Genomic DNA, 23020 nt, shown 5'->3' with positions numbered 1-23020 from the left:
ATTCAACAATAAGAAAGTCGATCATGATTCCAATATCAAATCACAGCCGGGCATCACCATAAAAAAAGCCGGGAGGTTAATCCCGGCTGTGTTGATATGATGTGACTGTCAAAGATTCGGAGGCTTAACCGCACCAAATCACAGCAGATGTAACTAGATCAGACAAGAATCGTCATCGTCGTCACTACTGCTACTATCGTCAGTCGCTTTATCTTCATCAAACGCGAAATTCAGCAGATACAGCGCGTTCTGTTGTACAACATTATCGGCGTTATTGGTGATGATGCCCTTATGACCAAAGGCATAGACTGCCACTGAAGCCGCATAACGCGGTACATTGATCGCTTGTTTTCGCAACGTTTTAATCAGCTTCTTGATACGCTTCGGACAAAGCAGCCCATTGCCTAAAAGGTCTTTGGTCCACCCTTCGACTTGGCGCTCCCGTTTTAGAATCACGTCGCTATATTTATCCGTGACATATTCACCGATCACGCTGCCTGACGCGCCCGCTGCACATCCCATGGCCATATCCGACACTTGACTACCCCCGATGGAGGATTTGAAAGTACCAATCCCACATCCTAACGACGCATAAGCAATATACTTGGCCGCTGCACTGATCTGTGGTGTACCGCTCGGGTTGGTTTCTGTCACCCCTTTATGGCCCGCAGCATCACTGATTTTTTCCGACAAAGAGCTACCGATAATGGAGACCATCGACGATGCAAAGCTGGTCGAAAATGCCTGCCCGAAATCACTCAGATCGCCGCCCTGAACCGTTGTATTAATGCCGATACTCACTGTTGAATTGACAACGGAACGAATGATCTGTGCTTCAATACTGTTACTCGCAATATCTATCGTAGTTGCATCTTTAATCGCATTTGCAGCATCGGTGCCTTCAGCAAACAGATGTGTATCAACACTTTTCAAGACACCGGCCGTCACCATCGCAGTTGCCAATGAAATTAACGCTTTTTTAGACGACAGAGATTTCAAGGTTGCTTTGATATCAAAGTTATTCGCCATCAGGCCATTCGTTGCCTGTGAAACCAAAGATTTGAAGCCGACATTAATGGCCGTATACAGTGGTCCTTCGCCACCAATCACCGCCATACCGGCACCACTGGTCGCAACCGCCATTGCCACCGCAATAATCGCCATGGCTGCGGGTGTCAGGCCAGACTGATCGTAATCCCAGTCTTCCATCACCAACTGAACTTGCTGCCAGTCCACATTGATCGACGGATCATTGCGTACATTGAGCATCCACGACAATTCAGGTGTCTGTGCCAAGGTTGCCAGAGTTGTGTCCAGATCGTGCTTATCCCCGGCGTACTGAATACGCACCCCACTATAAGCATTGAGCATGATGCCGCCGGAATTGATGAACTCCGAATAGTAAGCGACTTCACGCTGGTAGCCATTGCCCTGATGTCGGAAAGCAAGAGCTCCGTCGTAAGACTTCGCATAGCTATAACTTTCAAGCAGTTTTGCCAGTTTGAAATCAACAGAGCCATAATCAGAAATGATTTTAGTCAGCCCCTGACTATCAACCGTGACCGCTTCTAACGACACGTCCCCTTGAATCGTATGCAGCACCATACTTTGGCCGGCTTTCAACAAGGTTTTGACGATTTTAGACTCGGTCTTACTCTCTGATTCACTCTCTTTACTGCCAAACAAGCCACCGCTGTCAGCTTCAAAACGGCGGTCAAAGGTCTCCATATCCGTAGCACTTTTCAGTGTAATCCCATGGGCAGCCAGAACTTCTAATAATCCCTGACTTTCCAGCACACCGCCTTCAATATACACCTCTCCACCGGAGATCAATGACAACGTATCAACGGCAGAAAGATGCGTTTGCAAGTTGACCAGTGACGATTCACTGTCAGACCAATGACTCCCCGATTCCGCCCGCTCGCTTTTCGCCGTCTGCGGCACAAGAATCACGTTGCCTTGCGACTGGATCCGTAAATCGCCCTGCGCTGAGAACTGTCCGCCGTGACTGACGACATCAGCGGCAGTGCGGATATTCAAATCCCCTAACGACACAATGGAACCAACCTGATCAAAATGCTCAGAGTAGCCGTGACCGTAGTCAAAACGAGTCACCAGCGTGTCGTTCACCAATTTGTTGGCGATGAGTGAGACATCATCACCGGTAATCGTACCGGATAAGTTTTGCAGTTCACGACCGGTACGAATGGTCAGTTCACCACCAGAGACCCTGCCTTTGGTATTAATGAAGTCATTCGTAATATCCAGTAAGGCATGATGTGTAAAACGAACATTGGCATCATTGACTACAAACGTATCGGTTTTGATGTCGGCGGAACCGGCGGCCAGTGTTGACTCAGAGATTTTCTGGTTGTTAATCGTGGCTGGCGTTAAGTACACAAACGGCACAATGTAGTCACGACCATTAATCACGCGGATTTCAGGCCACACCATATCTGCCGGAATCTGAGTAATTTCAGCGGCAGTTAACGTTTGTCCCAGTTTCTTCGCGTGAGATCGCGCATAACTGACCGCATTCTCATACAGTTTTTGGGTTTGTTCGTTATAGCTCGAATAACCGGGGGCCGTAATCCAGCTTTTATTCAACAACTGGATAATCTGTTGACGAATCACACCACGCTCAACATAAGGCGTCCCGAAGCGCACCGGCAGATCATTCAAGGTTGTATTTTTGCCATGATACGCTGACAACATCTCTGGGTAGCTGGCTTTAATTTGCTCAAAGAAGAATCCGAACCCATCAAAAATAGCCAGTTCATTTTGTTCAATGGCCCCGGCGTACAAATAGTCCTGAACTTGATTTTTCAGTTCATAACGTGCTGAACTGGACACCGCATTGGTAATCGAGTTCAGCGCAATATTCTGTTGTCCCGCAGCATAAGCAGGGAAAGAAAAATGCGTAAAAATAATCGGCAACAGCGCAGAAGAAGTCAGGCGCTGCCACGACGGTATTTGAGTTTTTTTCATAATTTTTTTCACCTGATTCTGAGTCATTCAATTACACGGATATTTACGAATACACGACGATAGATCATGATTAATCTCCTTGATAATCAGGATTTTTGACAAAGAAGATTACATCGCCGGCCGTAATCGGAACGAATTTGCCAGGTTTGCCGGGCTTCGCAGGCTGGTCCATTGGCTTAGGCGCATAAGCAGAAGCTTCAGGTCCAAAGGTGATATTCTGTAACATGCTGTATTCGTTGCCGAAGCCCTCATGAATATGTCCGTCAACCAAGAAGATGAATGGATACTCAGCAGTTTTACTATTCTTCGTCAGTGCAACGCTAGACGTCGTCCAATGCTTTCTCTTATGTTTGATACAGTGACCGAAGATGCGCTTACTACAGTAACGTTTTGAATGTTGCGTGACGGTCGTCTTTTTAAAGATGTCCCGGATTTTCAGCCCTTCCATCCAGATTTTATTGACCGAGCCGGTCACATCGCGCTTCACTTCAACACTACTGTGCTCGTTATTGAGCATGTCGCTGTTTAGAATCAGATCCTGACCGACATTCAGTCTTGCCGGTGGTGACAGCACCTTCAGATACTGAATACTTTGATTGGTGTGAGTCCCATTCGGGTTACCGACTACTTGCACATGCGTGTCAGCCCAAATATGGTAACGTTCATTATCGATAATCGGTGCCTGTACAATGACATTACCCGTCCACGATTCAACAACGGCAGACATATTCCAGAACCGTTCATTCACTCGGATGTCCATGATCGATTCCGCAGACACAACCACTTGCTCACTCTGAGCCAAATCTAAAGTCAGTTCGGGATCGGTATAGCTGTTTTTTGAGACTTCATAAGGGTTGGCATTGGTAAAATTCTGCGCAATCACCTTGATATTCTGCCCTAAAATATAAGCGCTCAAAGATTTTGCTGCGACTTTGCCACACCCTTTAAATGGAGGGACTGCTAATTTTCCACCGACTTCAATCGAAGGAGAGCGATTCACGATGCGGAGCATTGCACATATTTTAGCCGGCTTGAACGGATAATACTGACCGTTAATCACATCCTGCTGAGACGTTAACTCAATATTCTCTCCCAGAATAATACCGCCATATTGGTTTCTTACCCCAGTCTGGCCATTCAGGTAAAGATCGCGAGTCGCTTCAATATCACCCTCGTTGACAATATTCTGTCCGGTAAAATAAACAGAATCCCCGGAAATCGCGCCGAGGTTGTTAATATCACCGACCGCAACAACTTTGATTTCTGCACCCTGAATACTGTCGAGCAGATAATTATTACCGGCAGGCAGCGCGGCAATATGAATGGCTCGGGTTGATTCAATATCGACTTTATTGGCAGCAATAATCTGCTCAGATAATTTGATATTGCCATTGGATTTAATCGATACTGACTCTAAAGGAATAATACTCTGTTCATTATATCGCCCGACATAAGTCCAGTTGCCCCGAGCCCGAATTAAACCATCCACTAAAATAGTCCCGAAATCATAGGTTGATTCGAGGTGAAGATTCCCGACTGAAATATGGCCTTTTTCAGTGATCTCTAAGGCGTTTGATGCGTTTTGATAAGATTTACGATTAAACTGTTGATAATGCGCATCAGACCGGCGATCGGTATAACGGAAGTGGTTTTTACCCACAATAATTTGCACGTCACCGTTCGAGACTTCTAAATTACCGCCCGCATCAATTTCTTTCACTTCTTGATGATTGCGTGTCGAAAGACTGCCTTTCATATTGGTGCGTAACGGGCCATCGACCAGTACCTGACCTGCGGCAATATCCAATAATGATAAATCCGTTGCTGTCAGCCCGGCCCCACCAATCATGACACGGCCACCGCTCACATCAATGCCGGTCAGTTCGCCATTCTCTATCTGAGCAATACCGGTCGCGAGCGTCGCCCGCTCGGTGTTCGTGATAGAACAACCCTGACACTGGATCCCTCCGGGGGCAGCCAATACCACGTCTGCCGCATGTCCTTCAACCCGAATCGATTGAATATTTGCTCGTTGATGCTGATCGACGATCAACACAATTGTCTGAGCCGGAGCGTTGCCGATTTTCGGATTCATCACGCGTGAGTTGAGCAAGACGATATTTTTTCCTTGCGCATCAAACGAACTAAAATTATTAACCGATAATCCTTGCTCATTTGCCTTCGCAATTCGGACGTAATATTGACCGGTTTGATTCAATACAGACGTTTGATCAGCACGACTGCCTTCATCTTTTGCATTGATCGCTGCCACAGCCGAGTGACAGATTGAAATCAAAGAGAGACCAATAATGAGCCATACGTACTTCACCGAAGCCCTATATCCGACGTTCAGTTTCCTATTTATATTAGCCAATGTGATACCTACGATTGAGAGATATTTCTACATTTAAATGAAAATGTTTATCAAATCACGATAAACCCCGAGAAAATTAACTGCTTTGATGTCATGAGAATGTCAATTTCAGTGAGCAAATCATATCACTGATATGCACTTCGACAAATAAACATTTCCGGTAAAATTTTGTACAAAATAACCTTTTCGGCAGGATCAAAATCTCATTAAGCAGCGCTGGCATTCATATATTCAAAATAGAATCATCACTGTGTAATTATATTTATCTTAATGATATATAAATCACGCTCATATCACATGAGGCCATGCAATCATATATCTCGATTTACGACTCAGACGTCAAAGTTCAACAACGATGTCTCGCCACCATTCCCTTTGCAGCCAAGCTCAGATAAGCTAGTCTTTGATCTTCGGGACTTTATCAATGCCGCTCTGGCCCACACATCAAGAAATCAACACCCATGAAATTTATCCATACTTCAGACTGGCACCTTGGCCGCCAGTTTCACAGCGTTTCACTGATTGCCGATCAAAGAGCCGTATTGGCACAGTTGGTTGCTTTTATTGAAGAAAACCCGGTTGATGCAGTCATTGTTGCCGGTGATATCTATGATCGTTCCGTGCCGCCAACAATTGCCATCGAACTGTTGAATCAAGTCATCCATCAGATTTGTGGCACCCTCAATACCCCCATGGTTCTCATCCCGGGGAATCATGATGGTGCCGAACGGCTCGGCTTCGGGGCTGAACAGATGAAAAATGCCGGATTACACATTATCAGTGATTTTGAACAGATGCTGGAACCGGTCATCCTGCGGAGTCAGTCCGCCGGTGAAGTGGCCTTCTATGGCATGCCTTACAGTGATCCTGAAACCGTTCGCGCAGCCTTGCAAACCTCAGTGTCAACGCATGATGAAGCCCATCAATTATTGGCCCAAAAAGTGCGCGAGCACGCCTCCCCCACCCAAAAACAGGTGCTCATCAGTCACTGTTTTGTCGATGGGGCGATTGAATCCGAGTCAGAAAGGCTGCTCTCTATCGGGGGCTCAGATCGGGTCAGTCATGAACATTTTATCGATTTCGATTATGTCGCCCTCGGCCACCTGCATCAGCCTCAACAAAAAGGTGCCGCGCACATTCGCTACTCCGGCTCTTTAATGAAGTACAGCTTCAGTGAGCAGCATCATAAGAAAGGATTTACACTCGTTGAATTGAATCAGGACGGTTTTGTGTCTGCCGAACCGGTCGAACTTACTGCACCGCATGAAATGCGCATCCTCGAAGGTGAACTGAACACCATTCTCGAACAGGGCAAGACCGATCCGAAACATCTCGATTATCTGCTGGTCCGGCTGATGGACAAACACGCCATTCTCAATCCGATGGAGAAACTACGCGCGGTCTATCCTAATGTGCTGCATTTAGAAAAACCGGGCATGTTAATTGGCGTAGAACAGGACATGGCCTCAGCCAGATTGTCCCGCAGCGAGATTGACATGTTCCGTGATTTCTTTGTTGAAGTGCAAGACTGCGACTTATCGGCAGAACAAGAGCGTGCTATCAGCGACATTATCAACCAACTCACCCGGCAGTAAGAGACACGCATGACACCATTAAAACTGACAATGCAGGCCTTTGGCCCTTTTGCGCATACCGCACAAATTGACTTTACGCGACTGGGGCGTCATCCGCTGTTTCTGATTAATGGCCCGACCGGTTCAGGAAAAACATCGATTTTGGATGCGATCTGCTTTGCGCTGTATGGCGAAACCACCGGCAATGAACGTCAGGGCAGCCAAATGCGCAGTGATCTCGCCAGTGCGGACACCCCGACTGAAATCATCCTGACTTTTGCCCTGCATGATAAAATCTACCGGGTCACCCGCAGCCCGGAACAACAAGTGCCCAAAAGTCGCGGCGAAGGGACGACCGTTCGTAAACACAGCGCAGCGCTGTACGACATCACTGACGCAGAGAAACTCATCACAGCCAAGACCGCACAGGTCAAAACCGACGTGACGGCTTTGATTGGCCTCAACGATACCCAGTTTCGTCAGGTGATGGTGCTGCCACAAGGCCAATTCCGCGAGCTATTACTGGCCAGCTCTAAAGATCGGGAAGCCATTTTCGGCCAACTGTTTCAAACCGATATCTACAAGAAAATCGAATTTGCACTCAAAGATAAGGCCAGTGATATCAGCCAGGCTAAAAACGAATTTGATAATCAGATTCGCGGGGCTTTACAGGTTGCCGGCGTCACCTCTGAACAGGCACTTGACGAACAACAGACAGCGTTTGCCCGACAACTCGAAGCGGCGCGTCATCAAGAGCAGAACGCCCTGTCGGCACTCAATCAACTCAAATCCGAGATTCAGAAAGCCCAAGCACTCAATCAGGGTTTTGATCGCTTCAGCCAAGCACAATCGGCGCTGAACACGCATCTTGAACAAAGTGCGCATATGGCCACCAAGCAACAACAATTGGATACTGCGCGCAATGCAGCCAAAATCCAGCTGCCTTATGTCAATCGGGTCAATGCAGCCAAGCAGGCAGACGAGTTTCAGCAGAAAATCATCACTCAGGAAAAGGCCCGCGACACCGCGCAGACGGAACAACAGCGCAAACAGGTCGCACTCGATGCCGCAACGGAACAAGCCAAGCTGCTCCCTGAACTGACCAAGACGGTCTATCAGTTAGACAGCCTCACAACCAAACTGGCTGAAAAGCAAGCACTCGAAGCAAAAATCGCGGAACATATCAGCCAGAAGCAGAAGCTTGAGACCACCCAGACCCAATATATTGCTCATAAAGAAAAATTGCTCCGCGAAGCGGAACAAGCCCGCCAAGCATTCGAGAAAGCGCAAACTGAAGTGGCTGAAAAACCAGTGATTGACGCTGACATTGCCCGAATGCAGCGTTTAGCGACGGATCTCAATCAACTGGAAACGCTCAGAAAACAGCATCAGCAAGCGCTGGAACAGACGCCGCAAAAGACAGCAGCGGTCGAACAAGCCCAGCAAGATTTTACAGCGGCCCAGCAACAAGCCGACCGGTTAGAAATGCAGTGGCACAGTGCGCAAGCGGCCATTCTCGCCCAGAAACTTCACCCCGGAGAGGCGTGTCCGGTCTGCGGCAGTTGTGATCATCCGTCCCCTGCGGTTTTGACCGAGACAGAAGTGACCAAAGCGCACATCCAGCAAGCCCGCACTGAACAGCAACAGGCATGGCAACACGCTCATCAATGCTCAGCGCAACTGGACCAACACCAGACACTGATTACCCAAACCGAGCAGCGCCTGAATGAGTTAACCACACAACTCGGCGAGCAAGCCTCGATGCAACCGGCACAGCTCCAGCAAGATTTACAGGCCAAACATGACCGCCTGCAATATTTATCCACTCTCAATCTGGAACAAATGACGCAAGCTGTCACAACGCTCAATCAACGCTGTGAAGCCGGAGATCGCAAACTAACCGAACTCCAACAACAAATCGTTGCCAACGATTCACGGCTGAGTACCAGTCAGGAACAGTTACGTCAGCTCAGTGAATCAATCGACCCCAAACGTGACAGCGTCACCAAGGTGAACCAAGAAATTGCGGCAACACAGCAGCAAATCGACACGCTCAATCAAACATTCACGACCGCACAGACGGAACTGCAACAAGCAACACTGACCCATGCGAACCTTAACAGCCAGATCACTACCAATCAGGAGTTACTGCAACAGGCCAAAACACAATTGACTGTGGCAGAAACCGAATGGCACCAAGCATTAGCGGCAAGTCATTTTAACGATGAACAACACTACCTCGACAGTCAACGCACCGAGCAGGAGATCCAGCGCTGGCAACAAGAGCTGGATGAGTTCAAACAGACACAAACCCGCTTGGAACAGACGCTGGCTGACTTAACGGCAACCTTGAAAGATGCCCAAAGACCGGACTTAGCAGCACTGGATGCGACCCTGACGCAGACACAACAAACCTATACCGACGCACGCCAGCAGCTCGACACCATCTATTCAACCTTCAAACGGGTGGAAAAAGTGCGCCAGGATATTGCTCAGCTACATGCGCAAAACGCCAAACTGGAACAAGCGTATCAGGTCTACGGCACCCTCTATGATGTTGCCAGCGGCAAAACGGGGAGCCGGATTAGTCTGCACCGCTTTGTGCTGGGAGTATTACTCGATGACGTCCTGATTCAGGCCTCTCAGCGACTGAGTATCATGAGCAAAGGTCGCTATACGCTGGTGCGGAAAACAGAGGGGTTCAAAGGCATTGCCGGCCGGGGGCTCGATTTGGTGGTGGAAGATGGTTACACCGGTAAAAACCGCGATGTGGCAACGCTGTCCGGGGGGGAGTCTTTTATGGCGGCGCTGGCGCTCGCTTTGGGCTTGTCTGATGTCGTGCAGTCCTACAGTGGTGGCATCCGGCTGGAAACATTATTCATTGATGAAGGTTTCGGGAGTTTAGATCCGGAGTCGCTCGATCTGGCGATACAGACACTGGTGGATCTCCAACAAACCGGGCGGATGATCGGTATCATCTCCCACGTTGCGGATCTGAAAGAGCAAATGGCGCTGCGGATTGACGTCGAACCTGCATTGACCGGATCGACCGTCACCATTCGGGGTTAAGCGCTGGGGTGAACATCAGCCGGATCATGATTGCCCTAATGGTCCATGATTGCCCTATGGTACATTTGAGTGCCATTAGGGCTCACTGATACACGTTCATGCTTTACAAACGCATGGTAAACACACGCCCAAACGCTGCTCTCTTTATCCGTCAAAAGAGAGCAACGCTTCCCGTTTTATCTACAAAAACTCACCAACAGAAATTCAAAAACAGGAAGTCGGTCTCTTCATAACGAAGCAGTTTTGCATGGCCGTCAAGATAGAGATCCAATCGACACACATGGTGTAAATCAGGCTGCCCTTCTTCGGCTATCATATCCAGCGCATCAATCACTGAACGCTGATTTTTGTAAGACCAACTGACTGAGGCCAAAATATCCGGTGAGAAAAAAGTCGCTAGCCATGGCCGTTTAATGACAAACATCACTGGCCCTTGTGAAACATCTTTTATTTCTGATGTATCGTCATACTGATATAGCCAAACCTGGATTGGTTTATCTGGGTTGTTGTAATGAATGTACATCCGTTTCGGAAAGAAAAAAGCAACGACAAAACCGATGCATATCAATAAAAGAATCATTCGAATTATTTTGACTGGACTAGCTTTCATTTTCTAATTCTTTTCTGTGTGGGTGAAAACATAAATGAATGTCACGCGCTGCGTCAGAAAAACTCGCTTGCTCCAACCGTTTCATTAAATCTGATGGGGTCAATGTTGCTAACGAATCTCCGTAATCCTGATATAGTTCGAAGCCGACCTTCACAGCAACCACATCATCCGGAGCATCGCCCGAGGTCGTCATATTATCGAGGAACTGAGCTCCGCCTGCACCTCGTAACAAAAGCTCTTGGCTAAAACCGCAAGCCAAACCGACATAGCCATAATGCACATTGGACCAAATATCATAAAAATAATCATGTCTTTTATATTTATGCCAATAACTTTTAGAGTCAGTCGGTGGTTTATCATTAGGATTTTTATTTTGCCGATATGCTCGTATTTTCGCTAATGTCCATAATTTACGATGTACCGCAACAGCTTTTAAACTTGGGTTATCACGAATTAATGGCTTATGATCCCACGAATGCCCTTTATATACTTTTTCGAGCCACAATGCGCTTGCCGTGATCAAATCAGGCCTTGGCACAGGTACAAACAGTTGTTTATACCACGGTAATTGCCGCCACTCTTGCAGCCGTTCATACTTATAATCCAACAGATATCGAATCGTTTCACAAGTCTTACTCTGAATATTCGTTTTCATTTCACCAATAATATATTCAGCAACCAGTAAAGCACCATTTGAATGTTGACACGGTAACAAAATAGACACGGGATCATGCGTAGAGGCAGAGGTTGAAACAACTTCTTTTTTCAGTACCCAACCCGATGTATCTGACATTATATTTCCTTAATAAATATTTGGACTTTTTTCGGTTGAGTACCTGTATCTGTGATCGGTAATTGTCCACTGTGATCGGTTTTTCCCTGAGCAACCGTTTCGCCATCAACAACAATACGATATTCCACATCCCGAAGCGGTTGTCCCGTTTCATCTTTAATAATAAAGGCACGATCATGCAGTTTTTTCATCAGTTGTGGTTGTGGGACCTCATCACCAATATTAACCGTACCACCGCCCATTGTTACCCCACCACAATTCACCGAACCGCCTGTAATCGCTGCTGGTTTATTGTTAATCATCACAGTAGAAGAACCCGATGATATTTTTCGTGCGTGGGGAGGATGCTTTGGTTTGGAATGTGACTCGAGTGGATCCCCGACCCGAGCAGCGGGAATACCATCAATAGAAACATCGGGAGAGCCGGAAGTGACAGGTGTTGGTGGAAATCCATCATGAGCAGTTCCGGTGTCTCCGACACGAACAGCTTTAGCCATAACTTTTATTGGACCCAATAACTATGAATGATATTTTTAAATATCATATTGAACATAACGCAACAATCTGAGTATGCGACTGGTTTTATTTTTTGAGAGATGATGTCAGAAACTTTTATCACTTATTCATTCATTTCATGATTAAGTCACTATCCGGTTCAATCTGAACAGATCAAAGCTGGGACTGATCGTGTCATATCATTGCCACTGGTAGAGCGCCAACAAACCGGGCGGATGATCAGCATCATCTCCCACGTTGCGGATCTGAAAGAGCAAATGGCGCTGCGGATTGACGTCGAACCTGCATTGACCGGATCGACCGTCACCATTCGGGGTTAAGCGCTGGGGTGAACATCAGCCGGATCATGATTGCCCTATGGTACATTTGAGTGCCATTAGGGCTCACTGATACACACCCATAAGTTGCAGCGGATTAAATGGCGTATTGAACGGTGGTGTTGCAGACAATTTTTCTATCTGCTGCATATCGAGTTGCTGAAATGCAGGCTCCAGCGCTTGCGGACGATATGTTTTCTGCATTTTCAGCCATTCATCCAATCTTGTTTTATCTCCGCTTTCCGCGACATAATTCAGTAGATCCTGGCTGTAGCGAGCTTTCTCTGCTGCGACACATTTATCATTAGCCATTTCACTCAAAATAGAAACGACCATTACTTTTTTTTCTTGAGAAAGCGAGGCTAGCCAAGCCGATTTGATTTCATCTTTAACAATTTTTACTCTCTGATGACGACAGTGTTCGAGTTTCACATTCAAGTTGTCATAACTTGTCAGCATTTTTTGCCGTAAATATTCATCCATCGATATGGCGTTGACTGAATAGCAAAAAAAACATAACACTACCACCAGCCATTTTTTATAACGCATTGTAAACACACTCCCAAAAAGTTCTCTCCTTCCCCATTGATAACAGAGCAGCTTGAAACGCGATTTTCTCTAACCTTTCTCGTTTGACGGTATCAATCGACTGAACGGCCTGAGCAAACATCACCCAGTCGTAGTCCTTTATATTCTGCGCTGTAGAAGCAAGTGTCACATTTGTGTATGTATTTCGACCTGCAAATATCTGAAATGCAGGAATGAACATAAGGATCTTTTCTAACAATGAACTCATGTTAATCACATCGTTCATGTCATTTACTGCATCGACTGTTCTCGACGTTGGAACAAAACCGCTGATAGTGCGAAAATCACCTTTCATTTGAGTGACTGACATCGTGCTTCTCATCATTACAAATAAGTACAATCGACTTATCATAACCAAATCAATCTAATTTCATATGGGTTCATAAACTGGATAAAAGGAACATAGATAAAGGTTCCAATATCTAACCGCTTTAAACGGGGTTTCATATAATTGCAAAAGCGCGCGGCTGTGATCGCATCGAAGTCCATTGCCATGCCAGACGTGTTGATGCACACCGCTTTTATGATCAAAATGGATATGTAGAATCGCCAAAGTATTTCGTTAAATTGCTCAATTAAATCAGTCATGCGGAGAAACGATATGTCAATTACCAGTAAAACCGACCAAGAAATTATAGCCATCGCCCAGCCGATGATTGATGCCGTTGTCAACGCTTCAAACCGGCAAGACTGGGCTGCTTTTTGTGCTTATCAAACAGACGAAGAAGCGCAGGATCCCAATAATAAAAAACATGTTCTCAAATTATGGCAAGAAAATGAATTCTTCACATCGTTAAGCCTTGATCGAGAAATACTGGCGGTACTGCGTAACAATGACGTGGTCCAGATCGTGTGGAAGCAGACCAGCGACGTCGTTCCGGGAGAACGTTTAGCGCGTTACTTCATTAAAGAGATTGACCAGCAAATCAAAGAAATCGGTTTTTTGATCAATTGACAAGGCTGTCGTTAGCAATACACCAAAACGATTCATCAGAAATCTGTGCTGTGTGACATTTTGATATATAACGATTTTTGTGGTGAAAGACAAATTTTGGCACGGCATTCAGGTGCGCTCTCCCTTCATTTAACGTTATATAAGTAAATGTTATATAAATAAAAGGACAATCCAGCATATGGAAATCAAAATTGATGATTTATCGGGTGGCGAGGTGATCAGACTGCTCGAAGAGCATCTGGCAGATATGTATAAGACCTCACCCGCGGAAAGCGCGCATGCCTTAGATGTAGATGCACTAAAATCCCCGGAGATAACCTTCTTCAGCGCTTGGCTCGGTAATGAACTGCAAGGTTGTCTTGCCATCAAACAACTGACCCCCGAGCATATTGAGTTGAAATCGATGCGAACCTCACGCGCTGCCCGTCAATCCGGTGTCGCGACGCAACTACTCATGCATGCACTTGATATCGCCACTGAGCGCGGCTATCAGACCGTTAGCCTTGAAACGGGATCTCATGATTTCTTCCGCCCGGCCAGAAACTTATACGAAAAATTTGGTTTCCGTTATTGCGGGCCATTTGCTCACTATCAAGACGATCCGCACAGCCGCTTTATGACAAGAGATCTGATCAAAACCTGCAAATAACAAGCAACTGTATTCGATTGGTTTCTTGCAAACAGGTTTGGGGCTGGTCGTTGGTGTGACCGGCCCTTTGGCCTTAAATGTCTTAACCAAACAACTGAAGTCGAAAGATAGCATTATTGCAACAAGTTCATTATTTATGACGATCAGTCACCTCACCAAAATCCCAGTCTATTTAACTGTAACGGCAAGCTTACTCACTGATTTAAATTTGATTATTGATATGATTATCGGCGCGGTGTGGGGATCATTTTTAGGCACAAGGCTGCGTTTAAGAAGCAATAATGAGCGAATGATTCAAATCATCAAAATGTTACTCAGCTTGTTTGCCGTCAAAATGATTGTTCAAGGGGTGATATAATTCTTGCTTGTTTTTGGATAAGCGCGGTTTATTGTCGTCGGTTTGTCATGCAATCCTGAAAAAGCCAACCACAAAATTGTGATTGGCTTTTTGCGGTAGTGTTCAAATTTCTGTGTCATTTCTTTAAACTGAACCAAAAAGGAAATGACACCTTATGTCTGACGATAAATTCGAAATTGATATTCAAGCTTTTGCCAAAGCATTGCAATCCGGTCAGGGCCTCAACGGCAAAGACGGTTTGCTCACCCCGTTGATTAAGCAAATCACTGAAGCCGCGCTCGGGGCTGAAATCGAACAGCACCTTGAAGCTGAGCCCGACAATCGCAAAAATGGAAAAGGTAGTGTTCAAATTTCTGTGTCATTTCTTTAAACTGAACCAAAAAGGAAATGACACCTTATGTCTGACGATAAATTCGAAATTGATATTCAAGCTTTTGCCAAAGCATTGCAATCCGGTCAGGGCCTCAACGGCAAAGACGGTTTGCTCACCCCGTTGATTAAGCAAATCACTGAAGCCGCGCTCGGGGCTGAAATCGAACAGCACCTTGAAGCTGAGCCCGACAATCGCAAAAATGGAAAATCCCGCAAAACCGTTAAAACCTCATCCGGGGAATTTGAACTTGAAACGCCCCGTGACCGAAATGGCTCTTTTGACCCGCAAACTGTCAAGAAGCACCAGACCCGACTGACCGATGAGATGGAACGTAATGTCCTCTCCCTGTTTGCCCTTGGCAACAGCTATCAACATATCCGGGAATATCTGCTGGATATGTATGGTATCAGCGTTTCCAATGGCACGATTAACGCCATCACCGACCGTCTTATCCCTGAGCTCAGAGCATGGCAGGAGCGGGATTTAGACCCCGTCTATCCGGTCGTCTGGCTTGATGCCGTTCACTACAAAATCAAGGAAAACGGTCGCTTTGTTTCCAAAGCCATTTACACCATCCTTGCACTCAATATCGAAGGAAAAAAAGAGCTGCTGGGGATTTATCTCTCTGATGCCGAAGGCGCGCATTACTGGCTCAGTGTCCTGACCGACTTACAAAATCGCGGTGTCAAAGATATTTGTATTGCTTGTGTCGATGGCCTCAAAGGGTTCCCTCAGGCGATTGAAACCATTTACCCGCAGACTGAAGTCCAACTCTGTGTTATCCATCAAATCCGTAACTCGATGAAGTATGTCGCCAGCAAAAATCAGAAAGCGTTTATGGCGGATTTAAAATGTGTTTATAAAGCGGCAACCCTTAAAGCTGCCGAACATGAGCTGGATGAGCTGGAAGCCAAATGGGGACCACAATACCCGCTGGTGATTCAGTCATGGCGCAATAAATGGGAGAACTTATCGGTGTATTTCAAATATCCCGAACAGGTCCGCAGAGCCATTTACACCACCAATGCGGTTGAGGCGGTACATCGTCAGTTCCGCAAACTGACCAAAACCAAGGGCGGTTTTGCTAATGAAACCAGCTTGCTCAAGCTGTTGTATGCAGGTATGTTGAAAGCCAGTGAAAAGTGGACGCATCCGGTGCAGAACTGGAACCTGACACTGTCTCAGCTCAGCATCCACTTTGAAGGCAGACTCACTCCATATCTGGATTTATAAAAATGGGCGTGACACAGAATAATGAACAGTCTCGCACATTACTGCAACGATGCCCGCCCTTCGTTAATCATCTGCTTCGCCAGCCATTGCTCATATTCTTCACGCGTCATTGGTGAAAAGCTTTCTCTGTCTTTGTACCAGCTAAATTTACATTCATCAAAGTCTTGATATGTCCAGTCTTCACACTCTAAGGCATGTTTAATACAACAGTCTAAAGGAACGATTTGAATAATAATCAGGTATAAAACCTCCATATTCTCCGGCTCTGATTCCAGCTTCTGTACAAAGAAATCTACATAAGAAGGATGACTATGTAGAAAGTCATCGATATTAATATAGGAGGCTTCATCAAAATACTCACTCCTATATATATCCTCAAGCTTTAATTCGAAATGATCCATTGGTTCCCCCTTATTGATTCCAACTCGGATGGATTGTCTTAATCCTTCCTGTGTTTAAATCTCGCGATAAGCGAATACTAATACCTTTATAGACACCATACAGCTCCTCTTTTGTCACCTTGTCATAGTTATCCTGCAAAACTTTCTGACTTGCTGCAACAATATCCTGATGGGTAAAGTTTTCGGGGAAAATGGTCTTAATACCTTTTACTCTGATATCACCGATCTTCACACTTCCCCTTTCAAAAGCGTTTCTATGTAACCCTTCTCGCGGCAGTTGCAACCTTTTGACACCATTCGGTAATGTCTGAACCCAGATCTCAGAGGTATCATTACGAGATAAAAACGCATCCACTTCTTTCAATGTATATTTGGTCCCGGATAATTCCCTTAATTTAATAAAGTCAGCAAGCCCTTCCGCGGTATGCATTCCCCCAACAAGCCTGTTCAGCTCATCAAAATCACCTTTGATAACATGCTGGGTTGTCTTATCTGGCCATAGTTTACCAACATTCGGTATTGGATGCTTACTCGGAACACTAACATAATCATCAATATCTACCGGCTCTTTACCCGGCCCAGCGGTTAAAGGTTTTCCGGATTTTGAAAGTTGGAAGTTTTTAACAAACTCATCAAATTTTTTCGTCAGGCTCGGCGCAATATGCTCTAGCTCTTTGCGGATGATGTCGAACAACTCATCGGCTGGTTTACTTTTCAGAATCGCACGACCGGCTTTACCGAATTTACCAACGGTCAGGTTAATCGCTAACTCAAGAATTGCACCTTGAACTAACTCATCCAGTGGCTTACCACTTTCTAATGCTTTGACAAAAGAATCGATGGTATTGTAGATGTCATATGCCGTCCAAACCGCCATACCGACGTTAAAGGCAAACACCAACAAGAACAAGACGTTATGCTGAGCGGCATTGCCAGCCGTATAATCGGCAATATCAACATTACCATGAAATGCAAAGACGGTAAGTGCTGCCGCCATACGGGAAATATCAACGCCCTGTGCGCGCATCTCTGCGATATGTTGCTTGAGCTGAGTCTCAGTCAGTTGGTTATCACTGAGAATATCAGCAGCCGCCCGCTCAACTTTGAGTTGCTTTGACGCGATCTCATCCAGATACTGTCCTGCAACATACTCACCGATCACGCCACCGGCAGCACCTGAAATACAGCCACTCTGATAATCGGAGTGATTACCGCCGCTGATGGATGTCATCGCACCACCTAAGCCGCATCCTAATGCAGCGTGGGCAATATACTTGGTTGCTACATCAATCTGTGCCGTACCCGTTGGGTTAGACTCGGTGGCACCGTGTGCTCCGGCAGCATCACCAATTTTTTCCGCTAATTCAGCGCCAATCGCTGTCACGACTGCAGTCGAAAAACTGGTCTTAAAAGAATCGCTGAAGTCATTGACACTGCCACCGTTGATAACCGTTGCAATCCCCGAACTCACTGCCGAACGCATCAGCATCTGAGTGACTTGCGATTGGATACCGTTAGAAAGCCCGCCAACGTTGAGCTTACCCAGTACACCAGCGGTCACCATACTGGTTGCGAGTGACTTTAGGCTTTCATCAGAAGCCATCGACTTCAAGGTGTCTTTGATATCAAATCCATTGGCCAGTAAGCTGGCAGATGCCTGCATCACCAATGTTGACACCCCGGTATTCACTGCAGCGATCATCGCGCCTTGGCCACTGAAAGCTGTCAATCCTCCAGGCCCGGTAGCGATCGCCATCGCAATCGCCAGAATCGTCATCGCAGCCGGTGTCAGCCCGGATTGGTCATAATCCCACTCTTCCATGACCAACTGCACATCCTGCCAGTCCACATTCAAAGAAGGATCATTACGGATGTCCTCCATCCATGCGAGCTCTGGTGACTGCGCTAGTGTTGCCAATGTCGAATCTAAATTATATTTATCCCCAGCATACTGAATCCGAACACCGTTGTAGGCATCGAGCATGATGCCACCGGAGTTAATAAACTCAGAGTAATAAGCAACTTCACGTTGATAACCATGCCCCTGATGGCGGAACGATAAAGCGCCATCGTAGGACTTTTGATAGCTATAGGTTTCAAGCAGCTTTGCCAGTTCGAAATCAATCTCCCCATGCTCAGCAATAATTTTTGAAATACCCCGGCTATCAACCGTAACGGCTTCAAGCAGAATGTTACCCTGTAAGGTTCGTAATACCAGACTCTGCCCGGCTTTCAATAAAGTTCTGACGATCTCAGCTTCATTGCGACTCTCGGACTCACTTTCTTTGGTCCCGAACATGCCACCGCTTTCAGCATGAAAGCGGCTGTCAAAAGTATGCATATCTGCTGCGCTTTTTAGGGTAATGCCGTGGGCTGCGAGGATCTCCAGCAACCCCTGACTCTCTAGGGCAGCACCTTCGATATAAACCTCGCCACCCGAAATCAACGACAATGTATCGATAGCAGAAAGATGGGTTTGCAGATTAACCAGCGACGATTCACTTTCTGACCAATGCTGGCCGGATTCTTTACGTGCGCTTTTGGTGACTTGAGGGACAAGAATGATGTTGCCTTCAGAGCGAATTTGTAAATCGCCCTGTGCAGAGAATTGCCCGCCGTGACTGACCACATCAGACGTGGTCTGAATATTCAGATCGCCCAGTGAAACAATCGAACCAATCTGGTCAAAACTTTCTGCGTAACCATGCCCATAATCAAGACGAGTGACCAGCGTGTCATTCACCAATCGGTTGGCAATCAGAGAAACATTATCACCAGTAATGGTCCCCGAAAGATTTTGTAGATCGCGTCCCGTACGGATAGTTAGTTGCCCACCCGAAATTGTTCCTTTGGTATTAATAAAATCATGGGTGATATCGAGAAGTGCCTTATGTTTAATATCAACATGTGCACCGTTAACTACGAATGAGTTGGTATGAATATCTGCGGATCCGGCTGTCAATGTAGACTCAGTCAACCGCTGCTGTTCAATGGTGGTGGGTACCAGATACACAAACGGAATGAGATATTCATGCCCGTTCACAACTCGGGTTTCAGGCCAGACCATATCTGTAGAAAGCTGGGAAATTTGTTCTTCGGTGAGAGGCTCGCCTAGCTTTTTCCCAGCCGATTTCGCATAACGGACAGCATTCTCATACAGCTTTTTGGTCTGTTCGTTATAACTTGAATAACCGGGCGCTGAAATCCAGTTCTTATTTAATAATTGAACCAACTGTTCTCTGATGATTCCCCGCTCTACATAGGGGGTTCCGAAACGGGTCGGAATATCATCTAACGTGGTATTTGCCCCTTGATAGGCAGACAACATCTCAGGATATTTGGCTTTAATCTGAGTAAAGAAGAATTCAAATCCGTCAAAAATTGCCAGCTCATCTTTTTCTATCGCCCCGGCATACAGGTAATCCCGTACTTGTTCTTGCAGTCGATAACGTGCTGAACTAGCCACAGCATTAGTAATCGATTCCAGAGCAACATGCTGCACCGCCGCGGCATAAACCGGGAAAGCCATATGTGTAAGAAGCACTGGCAACAAGATACTAGAAGTCAGACGCTGCCATAATGGTATTTTTTTATTTTTCATCATCTTATTTACCAAACTCTAATCCACTGAATAAATAAATCATATTTTCAAAAACAGAATGACAATCGGGCATCATTCTCCCTCCCGATAAGAAGGATTTGGAATGAAGATAGTGGTATCCCCATTAAATATCGGCACATATTTACTTGGTTTAGATGTTGGTGAAGGTGGTGGCATATAAGCAGTTGCATAAGGACCAAACGTAATATTTTGCAATGAATAAGAATCACTGCCAAAGCCCTCATAAATATGTCCATCGACATAAAAAATAAATGGGTATTCAGCTGTTACTTCATTTTTAACTAATTTAGTGGTTGAAGTTTTCCAGTGATCCGTTTTATGCCTGATACAATGTCTGAAAAAACGTTTGCTACAATACCTTCTTGAGTGATACTGAGTTGTTGTTTGCTCAAAAACATCCCGAAGCTGCAACCCTTCCATCCATACGTTAAAAACCGATCCAGAAATATCTTTCCTGACTTCAACACTGCTATGCTCATTGCTAAACATATTACTTTTTAATACAAGGCTACCGCCGACATTCAATCGAGCTGGTGGGGATAATACTTTAATGTACTGTATTTTTTTATCGACTAAGATATTGGGATTCACTAGGCACAACTCTCTCCTCTCATATGTCATGATTGGGCTTCCCGGTTTATCTTCTTTTCTTGTGCAAGTAACCTGAGGGGACTTTGTTGTATAGGTATCAGCCCAGATATGATATCGTTCATTGTCAATCAACGGCGTATCTAAAACGACATTTCCCGTCCAAGACTCTGCAATCGCTGACATATTCCAAAGCCGCTCCTTGAGATGAAACTCCAGAATGGACTCCGCTGAAATAACAACCTGAGAACTTTTGATAAAATCTAATTTCAGTTCAGGATCTGTATAACCATTTCTTGAGACTTCATAAGGATTGGCATTAGTGAAATTTTGAGCTTCAACCTTAATGTTTTGTCCCAATATATAAGCACTAAGAGAATCAACGGCAACTTTGCCACATCCTTTAAATAGTGGAACAGATATTTTTCCACCAGTTTCTAGTGAATGATCCGATATAATTGATCTTTGGCTATAGGCACACCATTTTGAGGGTTTGAACGGATAAAGCTGACCATTAATCACATCCTTTTCAGATTTCATCTCAATATTTTCACCAAGAATCACACCACCATACTGATTTGCGATGCCACTTTTTCCATTGAGATATAAATCTCGGGTCGATTCAATATCTCCTTCATTGGTTATCTCTTGTGCCGAAACATACACTGACTCTGCAACAATCGCCCCTGCATTTTTCATCACGCCAACAGCTGCAATATTCACCTCAGCGGCGGAAATACTATCCAATAAATAGTTATTGCCCGCTGATAAAGCCTTAACCTCAACCAGCCCTGTTGACTCAATATCAACTCGATTGGCAGCAATAATTTGATCGGAAAGATAGATGTTACCATTCGCTTTAATTTTCACTGATTCCAATGGGACAATACTTTGATCATTATATCGCCCGACATAAGCCCAAGCACCCTGAGCCTTGATCTGACCACCGACAAAAACAATACCGTTGTCATAAGTCGATTCAAGATGGAGATTACCAACAGCAAATGTTCCGCTGTGAGTAATTTCCAGAGCATATAATGATGCATAGTCTTTGATGGAAAAGTTTTTATAATAAGCATTGGACTGCCTATCAGAATAGCGAAAATGATTCTGACCAACGATTATTTGTACATCACCATTCGAAACGTCTAATTCTCCGGCTTCATCGATTTCTTTGACCTGTTGATGATTCCGAGTGGAAAGACTCCCTCTCATATTTGTTCTGAATGGCGCATCCACCAATACATGCCCCGCAGCAATATCTAATAACGATAAATCGGTGGCGCTGAACCCATCACCAGTAATTTCCATGCTGCCATTGGTTATTTTAATTGTTTCCAGTTCGCCGTAATCAGAAGTAATCGTACCAGTTGCGAGCGTTACACGTTCAGCATTCTCAATCGAACACCCATCGCAACGAATCCCTTTCGGTGCAGCCAGCACTATATCAGCAGCATGACCTTCCACCCGAATATTTTTGATATTGGCAAGCTGGCTATCCTTGACAATCAATACAATTGTTTGTGCCGGTGCTTGAGCCACTTTAACATTCATGACTGGTGAATTAAGTAAAACAATATCTTTTTCCTGAGCATCAAAGCTATCGAAATAGTTCAATGACACACCATAGTCATTTGCTTTCGCAATTCGGATATAATATTGATTTGAACGTTGACTTACCGATACTTGTTCGGCACCACTCTTCTGGCTTCCTGCGACTACATGGCCAAAGGCTGGTCTAAAAATAGACAACAATAGTACGCAGAGAAATAATTGAATACTTTGAACAGAACACATATAACCAGCACTGACCCCGGAATTGAATAAACCCAGAAAAATCAATACCACCAATATATTATAACTTTCGAATATATTGACTCATATCAACTTTTCATAAAGATTGAAAAACACAAATGTCATGGAAATGACAAATATAGGGTAGGAATAATATCATCGATATAAATATTGACAACTTTATTATTATTTTTTAGTAAACAATCACTTTTTTATAT

At 45.3% G+C, this 23020-nt stretch carries 17 protein-coding genes and 1 pseudogene; 8 read left to right on the top strand and 10 right to left on the bottom strand.

Going from position 1 to position 23020, the window contains the following annotated elements:
- Positions 1–153 precede the first annotated feature (153 nt).
- Positions 154–2988 carry a DUF637 domain-containing protein gene (locus tag OCU60_RS19445; RefSeq protein WP_159439434.1) on the bottom strand — a complete coding sequence of 945 codons (2835 nt, stop codon included), beginning with the start codon at positions 2986–2988 and terminating at the stop codon, positions 154–156.
- Between the two features lie 70 nt (positions 2989–3058).
- Complete coding sequence (locus OCU60_RS19440; protein WP_074371325.1) at positions 3059–5317, bottom strand: two-partner secretion domain-containing protein; 2259 nt, start codon at positions 5315–5317, stop codon at positions 3059–3061.
- Positions 5318–5823: 506 nt separating this feature from the next.
- Here OCU60_RS19440 and OCU60_RS19435 point away from each other — a divergent pair.
- Both OCU60_RS19435 and OCU60_RS19430 read left to right on the top strand, forming a co-directional pair.
- Complete coding sequence (locus OCU60_RS19435) at positions 5824–6957, top strand: exonuclease SbcCD subunit D (protein ID WP_074371324.1); 1134 nt, start codon at positions 5824–5826, stop codon at positions 6955–6957.
- A gap of 9 nt (positions 6958–6966) precedes the next feature.
- On the top strand, positions 6967–10005 hold the full coding sequence (locus tag OCU60_RS19430) for an AAA family ATPase (protein ID WP_074371323.1): 3039 nt from the start codon (positions 6967–6969) through the stop codon (positions 10003–10005).
- A gap of 190 nt (positions 10006–10195) precedes the next feature.
- Here the strand turns inward: OCU60_RS19430 and OCU60_RS19425 are convergent, their stop codons facing one another.
- The 3 genes from OCU60_RS19425 to OCU60_RS19415 are packed head-to-tail and all read right to left on the bottom strand — an operon-like array spanning position 10196 to position 11905.
- Positions 10196–10615, bottom strand: a complete 420-nt coding sequence (locus OCU60_RS19425) for a hypothetical protein (protein ID WP_074371322.1) — start codon at positions 10613–10615, stop codon at positions 10196–10198.
- Positions 10605–11408 carry a polymorphic toxin type 44 domain-containing protein gene (locus OCU60_RS19420; protein ID WP_074371321.1) on the bottom strand — a complete coding sequence of 268 codons (804 nt, stop codon included), beginning with the start codon at positions 11406–11408 and terminating at the stop codon, positions 10605–10607. The genes OCU60_RS19425 and OCU60_RS19420 overlap by 11 nt, the downstream gene beginning before the upstream one ends.
- A complete protein-coding gene (locus OCU60_RS19415) occupies positions 11408–11905 on the bottom strand; it encodes a type VI secretion system PAAR protein (protein ID WP_074371320.1) in 498 nt (165 codons plus the stop codon). Before OCU60_RS19415 ends, OCU60_RS19420 begins: the two co-directional genes overlap by 1 nt.
- Positions 11906–12106: 201 nt before the next feature.
- Between OCU60_RS19415 and OCU60_RS19410 the strand changes: the two genes are divergently transcribed.
- Positions 12107–12244, top strand: coding sequence for a hypothetical protein (locus OCU60_RS19410; protein ID WP_159439433.1), 138 nt, complete (start codon positions 12107–12109; stop codon positions 12242–12244).
- Between the two features lie 63 nt (positions 12245–12307).
- Here the strand turns inward: OCU60_RS19410 and OCU60_RS19405 are convergent, their stop codons facing one another.
- Positions 12308–12790 (bottom strand): hypothetical protein, encoded by a 483-nt coding sequence (locus OCU60_RS19405; protein WP_074371319.1) that lies wholly within the window; start codon positions 12788–12790, stop codon positions 12308–12310.
- The gene (locus tag OCU60_RS19400) at positions 12780–13139 is read right to left on the bottom strand and encodes a hypothetical protein (protein WP_235862125.1); all 360 of its coding nucleotides are present in this window, start codon (positions 13137–13139) and stop codon (positions 12780–12782) included. The genes OCU60_RS19405 and OCU60_RS19400 overlap by 11 nt, the downstream gene beginning before the upstream one ends.
- Before the next feature lie 291 nt (positions 13140–13430).
- Here OCU60_RS19400 and OCU60_RS19395 point away from each other — a divergent pair, with 291 nt between their 5' ends.
- From OCU60_RS19395 to OCU60_RS19375, 5 genes and pseudogenes are all read left to right on the top strand, one after another.
- Positions 13431–13784 carry a hypothetical protein gene (locus OCU60_RS19395; protein ID WP_074371318.1) on the top strand — a complete coding sequence of 118 codons (354 nt, stop codon included), beginning with the start codon at positions 13431–13433 and terminating at the stop codon, positions 13782–13784.
- Positions 13785–13962: 178 nt separating this feature from the next.
- Entirely contained in the window at positions 13963–14433 is a 471-nt protein-coding gene (locus OCU60_RS19390; protein ID WP_074371317.1) for a GNAT family N-acetyltransferase, read from the top strand.
- Positions 14434–14458: 25 nt separating this feature from the next.
- A complete protein-coding gene (locus tag OCU60_RS19385) occupies positions 14459–14791 on the top strand; it encodes a TSUP family transporter (RefSeq protein ID WP_074371316.1) in 333 nt (110 codons plus the stop codon).
- A 154-nt stretch (positions 14792–14945) separates the two neighbouring features.
- Positions 14946–15128, top strand: a pseudogene (locus tag OCU60_RS19380) (IS256 family transposase); the annotation flags it as partial.
- A gap of 60 nt (positions 15129–15188) precedes the next feature.
- Positions 15189–16397, top strand: coding sequence for an IS256 family transposase (locus tag OCU60_RS19375; protein ID WP_261854726.1), 1209 nt, complete (start codon positions 15189–15191; stop codon positions 16395–16397).
- A gap of 38 nt (positions 16398–16435) precedes the next feature.
- Here the strand turns inward: OCU60_RS19375 and OCU60_RS19370 are convergent, their stop codons facing one another.
- The 3 genes from OCU60_RS19370 to OCU60_RS19360 all read right to left on the bottom strand — a co-directional run bounded on the left by OCU60_RS19370 (position 16436) and on the right by OCU60_RS19360 (position 22856).
- On the bottom strand, positions 16436–16798 hold the full coding sequence (locus OCU60_RS19370; RefSeq protein ID WP_074371215.1) for a hypothetical protein: 363 nt from the start codon (positions 16796–16798) through the stop codon (positions 16436–16438).
- A gap of 10 nt (positions 16799–16808) precedes the next feature.
- Positions 16809–20402: a DUF637 domain-containing protein gene (locus OCU60_RS19365; RefSeq protein WP_074371216.1), complete on the bottom strand. Its 3594-nt coding sequence runs from the start codon at positions 20400–20402 to the stop codon at positions 16809–16811.
- Between the two features lie 69 nt (positions 20403–20471).
- On the bottom strand, positions 20472–22856 hold the full coding sequence (locus OCU60_RS19360) for a two-partner secretion domain-containing protein (protein ID WP_074371217.1): 2385 nt from the start codon (positions 22854–22856) through the stop codon (positions 20472–20474).
- Positions 22857–23020: the final 164 nt, after the last annotated feature.

Origin of the sequence: Vibrio spartinae (assembly GCF_024347135.1) — a bacterium.
In the GTDB taxonomy this organism is placed as follows: Bacteria; Pseudomonadota; Gammaproteobacteria; order Enterobacterales; family Vibrionaceae; genus Vibrio; species Vibrio spartinae.
Note: the sequence above shows the minus strand (reverse complement) of the source record. Positions and strands in the feature narration are given on the sequence as shown.

Bases quoted from the DNA above. Each gene is read 5' to 3' on its own strand.
- OCU60_RS19445 (WP_159439434.1), bottom strand. From the start codon at position 2,988: ATGAAAAAAACTCAAATACCGTCGTGGCAGCGCCTGACTTCTTCTGCG.
- OCU60_RS19435 (WP_074371324.1), top strand. From the start codon at position 5,824: ATGAAATTTATCCATACTTCAGACTGGCACCTTGGCCGCCAGTTTCAC.
- OCU60_RS19430 (WP_074371323.1), top strand. From the start codon at position 6,967: ATGACACCATTAAAACTGACAATGCAGGCCTTTGGCCCTTTTGCGCAT.
- OCU60_RS19425 (WP_074371322.1), bottom strand. From the start codon at position 10,615: ATGAAAGCTAGTCCAGTCAAAATAATTCGAATGATTCTTTTATTGATA.
- OCU60_RS19420 (WP_074371321.1), bottom strand. From the start codon at position 11,408: ATGTCAGATACATCGGGTTGGGTACTGAAAAAAGAAGTTGTTTCAACC.
- OCU60_RS19415 (WP_074371320.1), bottom strand. From the start codon at position 11,905: ATGGCTAAAGCTGTTCGTGTCGGAGACACCGGAACTGCTCATGATGGA.
- OCU60_RS19405 (WP_074371319.1), bottom strand. From the start codon at position 12,790: ATGCGTTATAAAAAATGGCTGGTGGTAGTGTTATGTTTTTTTTGCTAT.
- OCU60_RS19400 (WP_235862125.1), bottom strand. From the start codon at position 13,139: ATGTCAGTCACTCAAATGAAAGGTGATTTTCGCACTATCAGCGGTTTT.
- OCU60_RS19395 (WP_074371318.1), top strand. From the start codon at position 13,431: ATGTCAATTACCAGTAAAACCGACCAAGAAATTATAGCCATCGCCCAG.
- OCU60_RS19390 (WP_074371317.1), top strand. From the start codon at position 13,963: ATGGAAATCAAAATTGATGATTTATCGGGTGGCGAGGTGATCAGACTG.
- OCU60_RS19375 (WP_261854726.1), top strand. From the start codon at position 15,189: ATGTCTGACGATAAATTCGAAATTGATATTCAAGCTTTTGCCAAAGCA.
- OCU60_RS19370 (WP_074371215.1), bottom strand. From the start codon at position 16,798: ATGGATCATTTCGAATTAAAGCTTGAGGATATATATAGGAGTGAGTAT.
- OCU60_RS19365 (WP_074371216.1), bottom strand. From the start codon at position 20,402: ATGATGAAAAATAAAAAAATACCATTATGGCAGCGTCTGACTTCTAGT.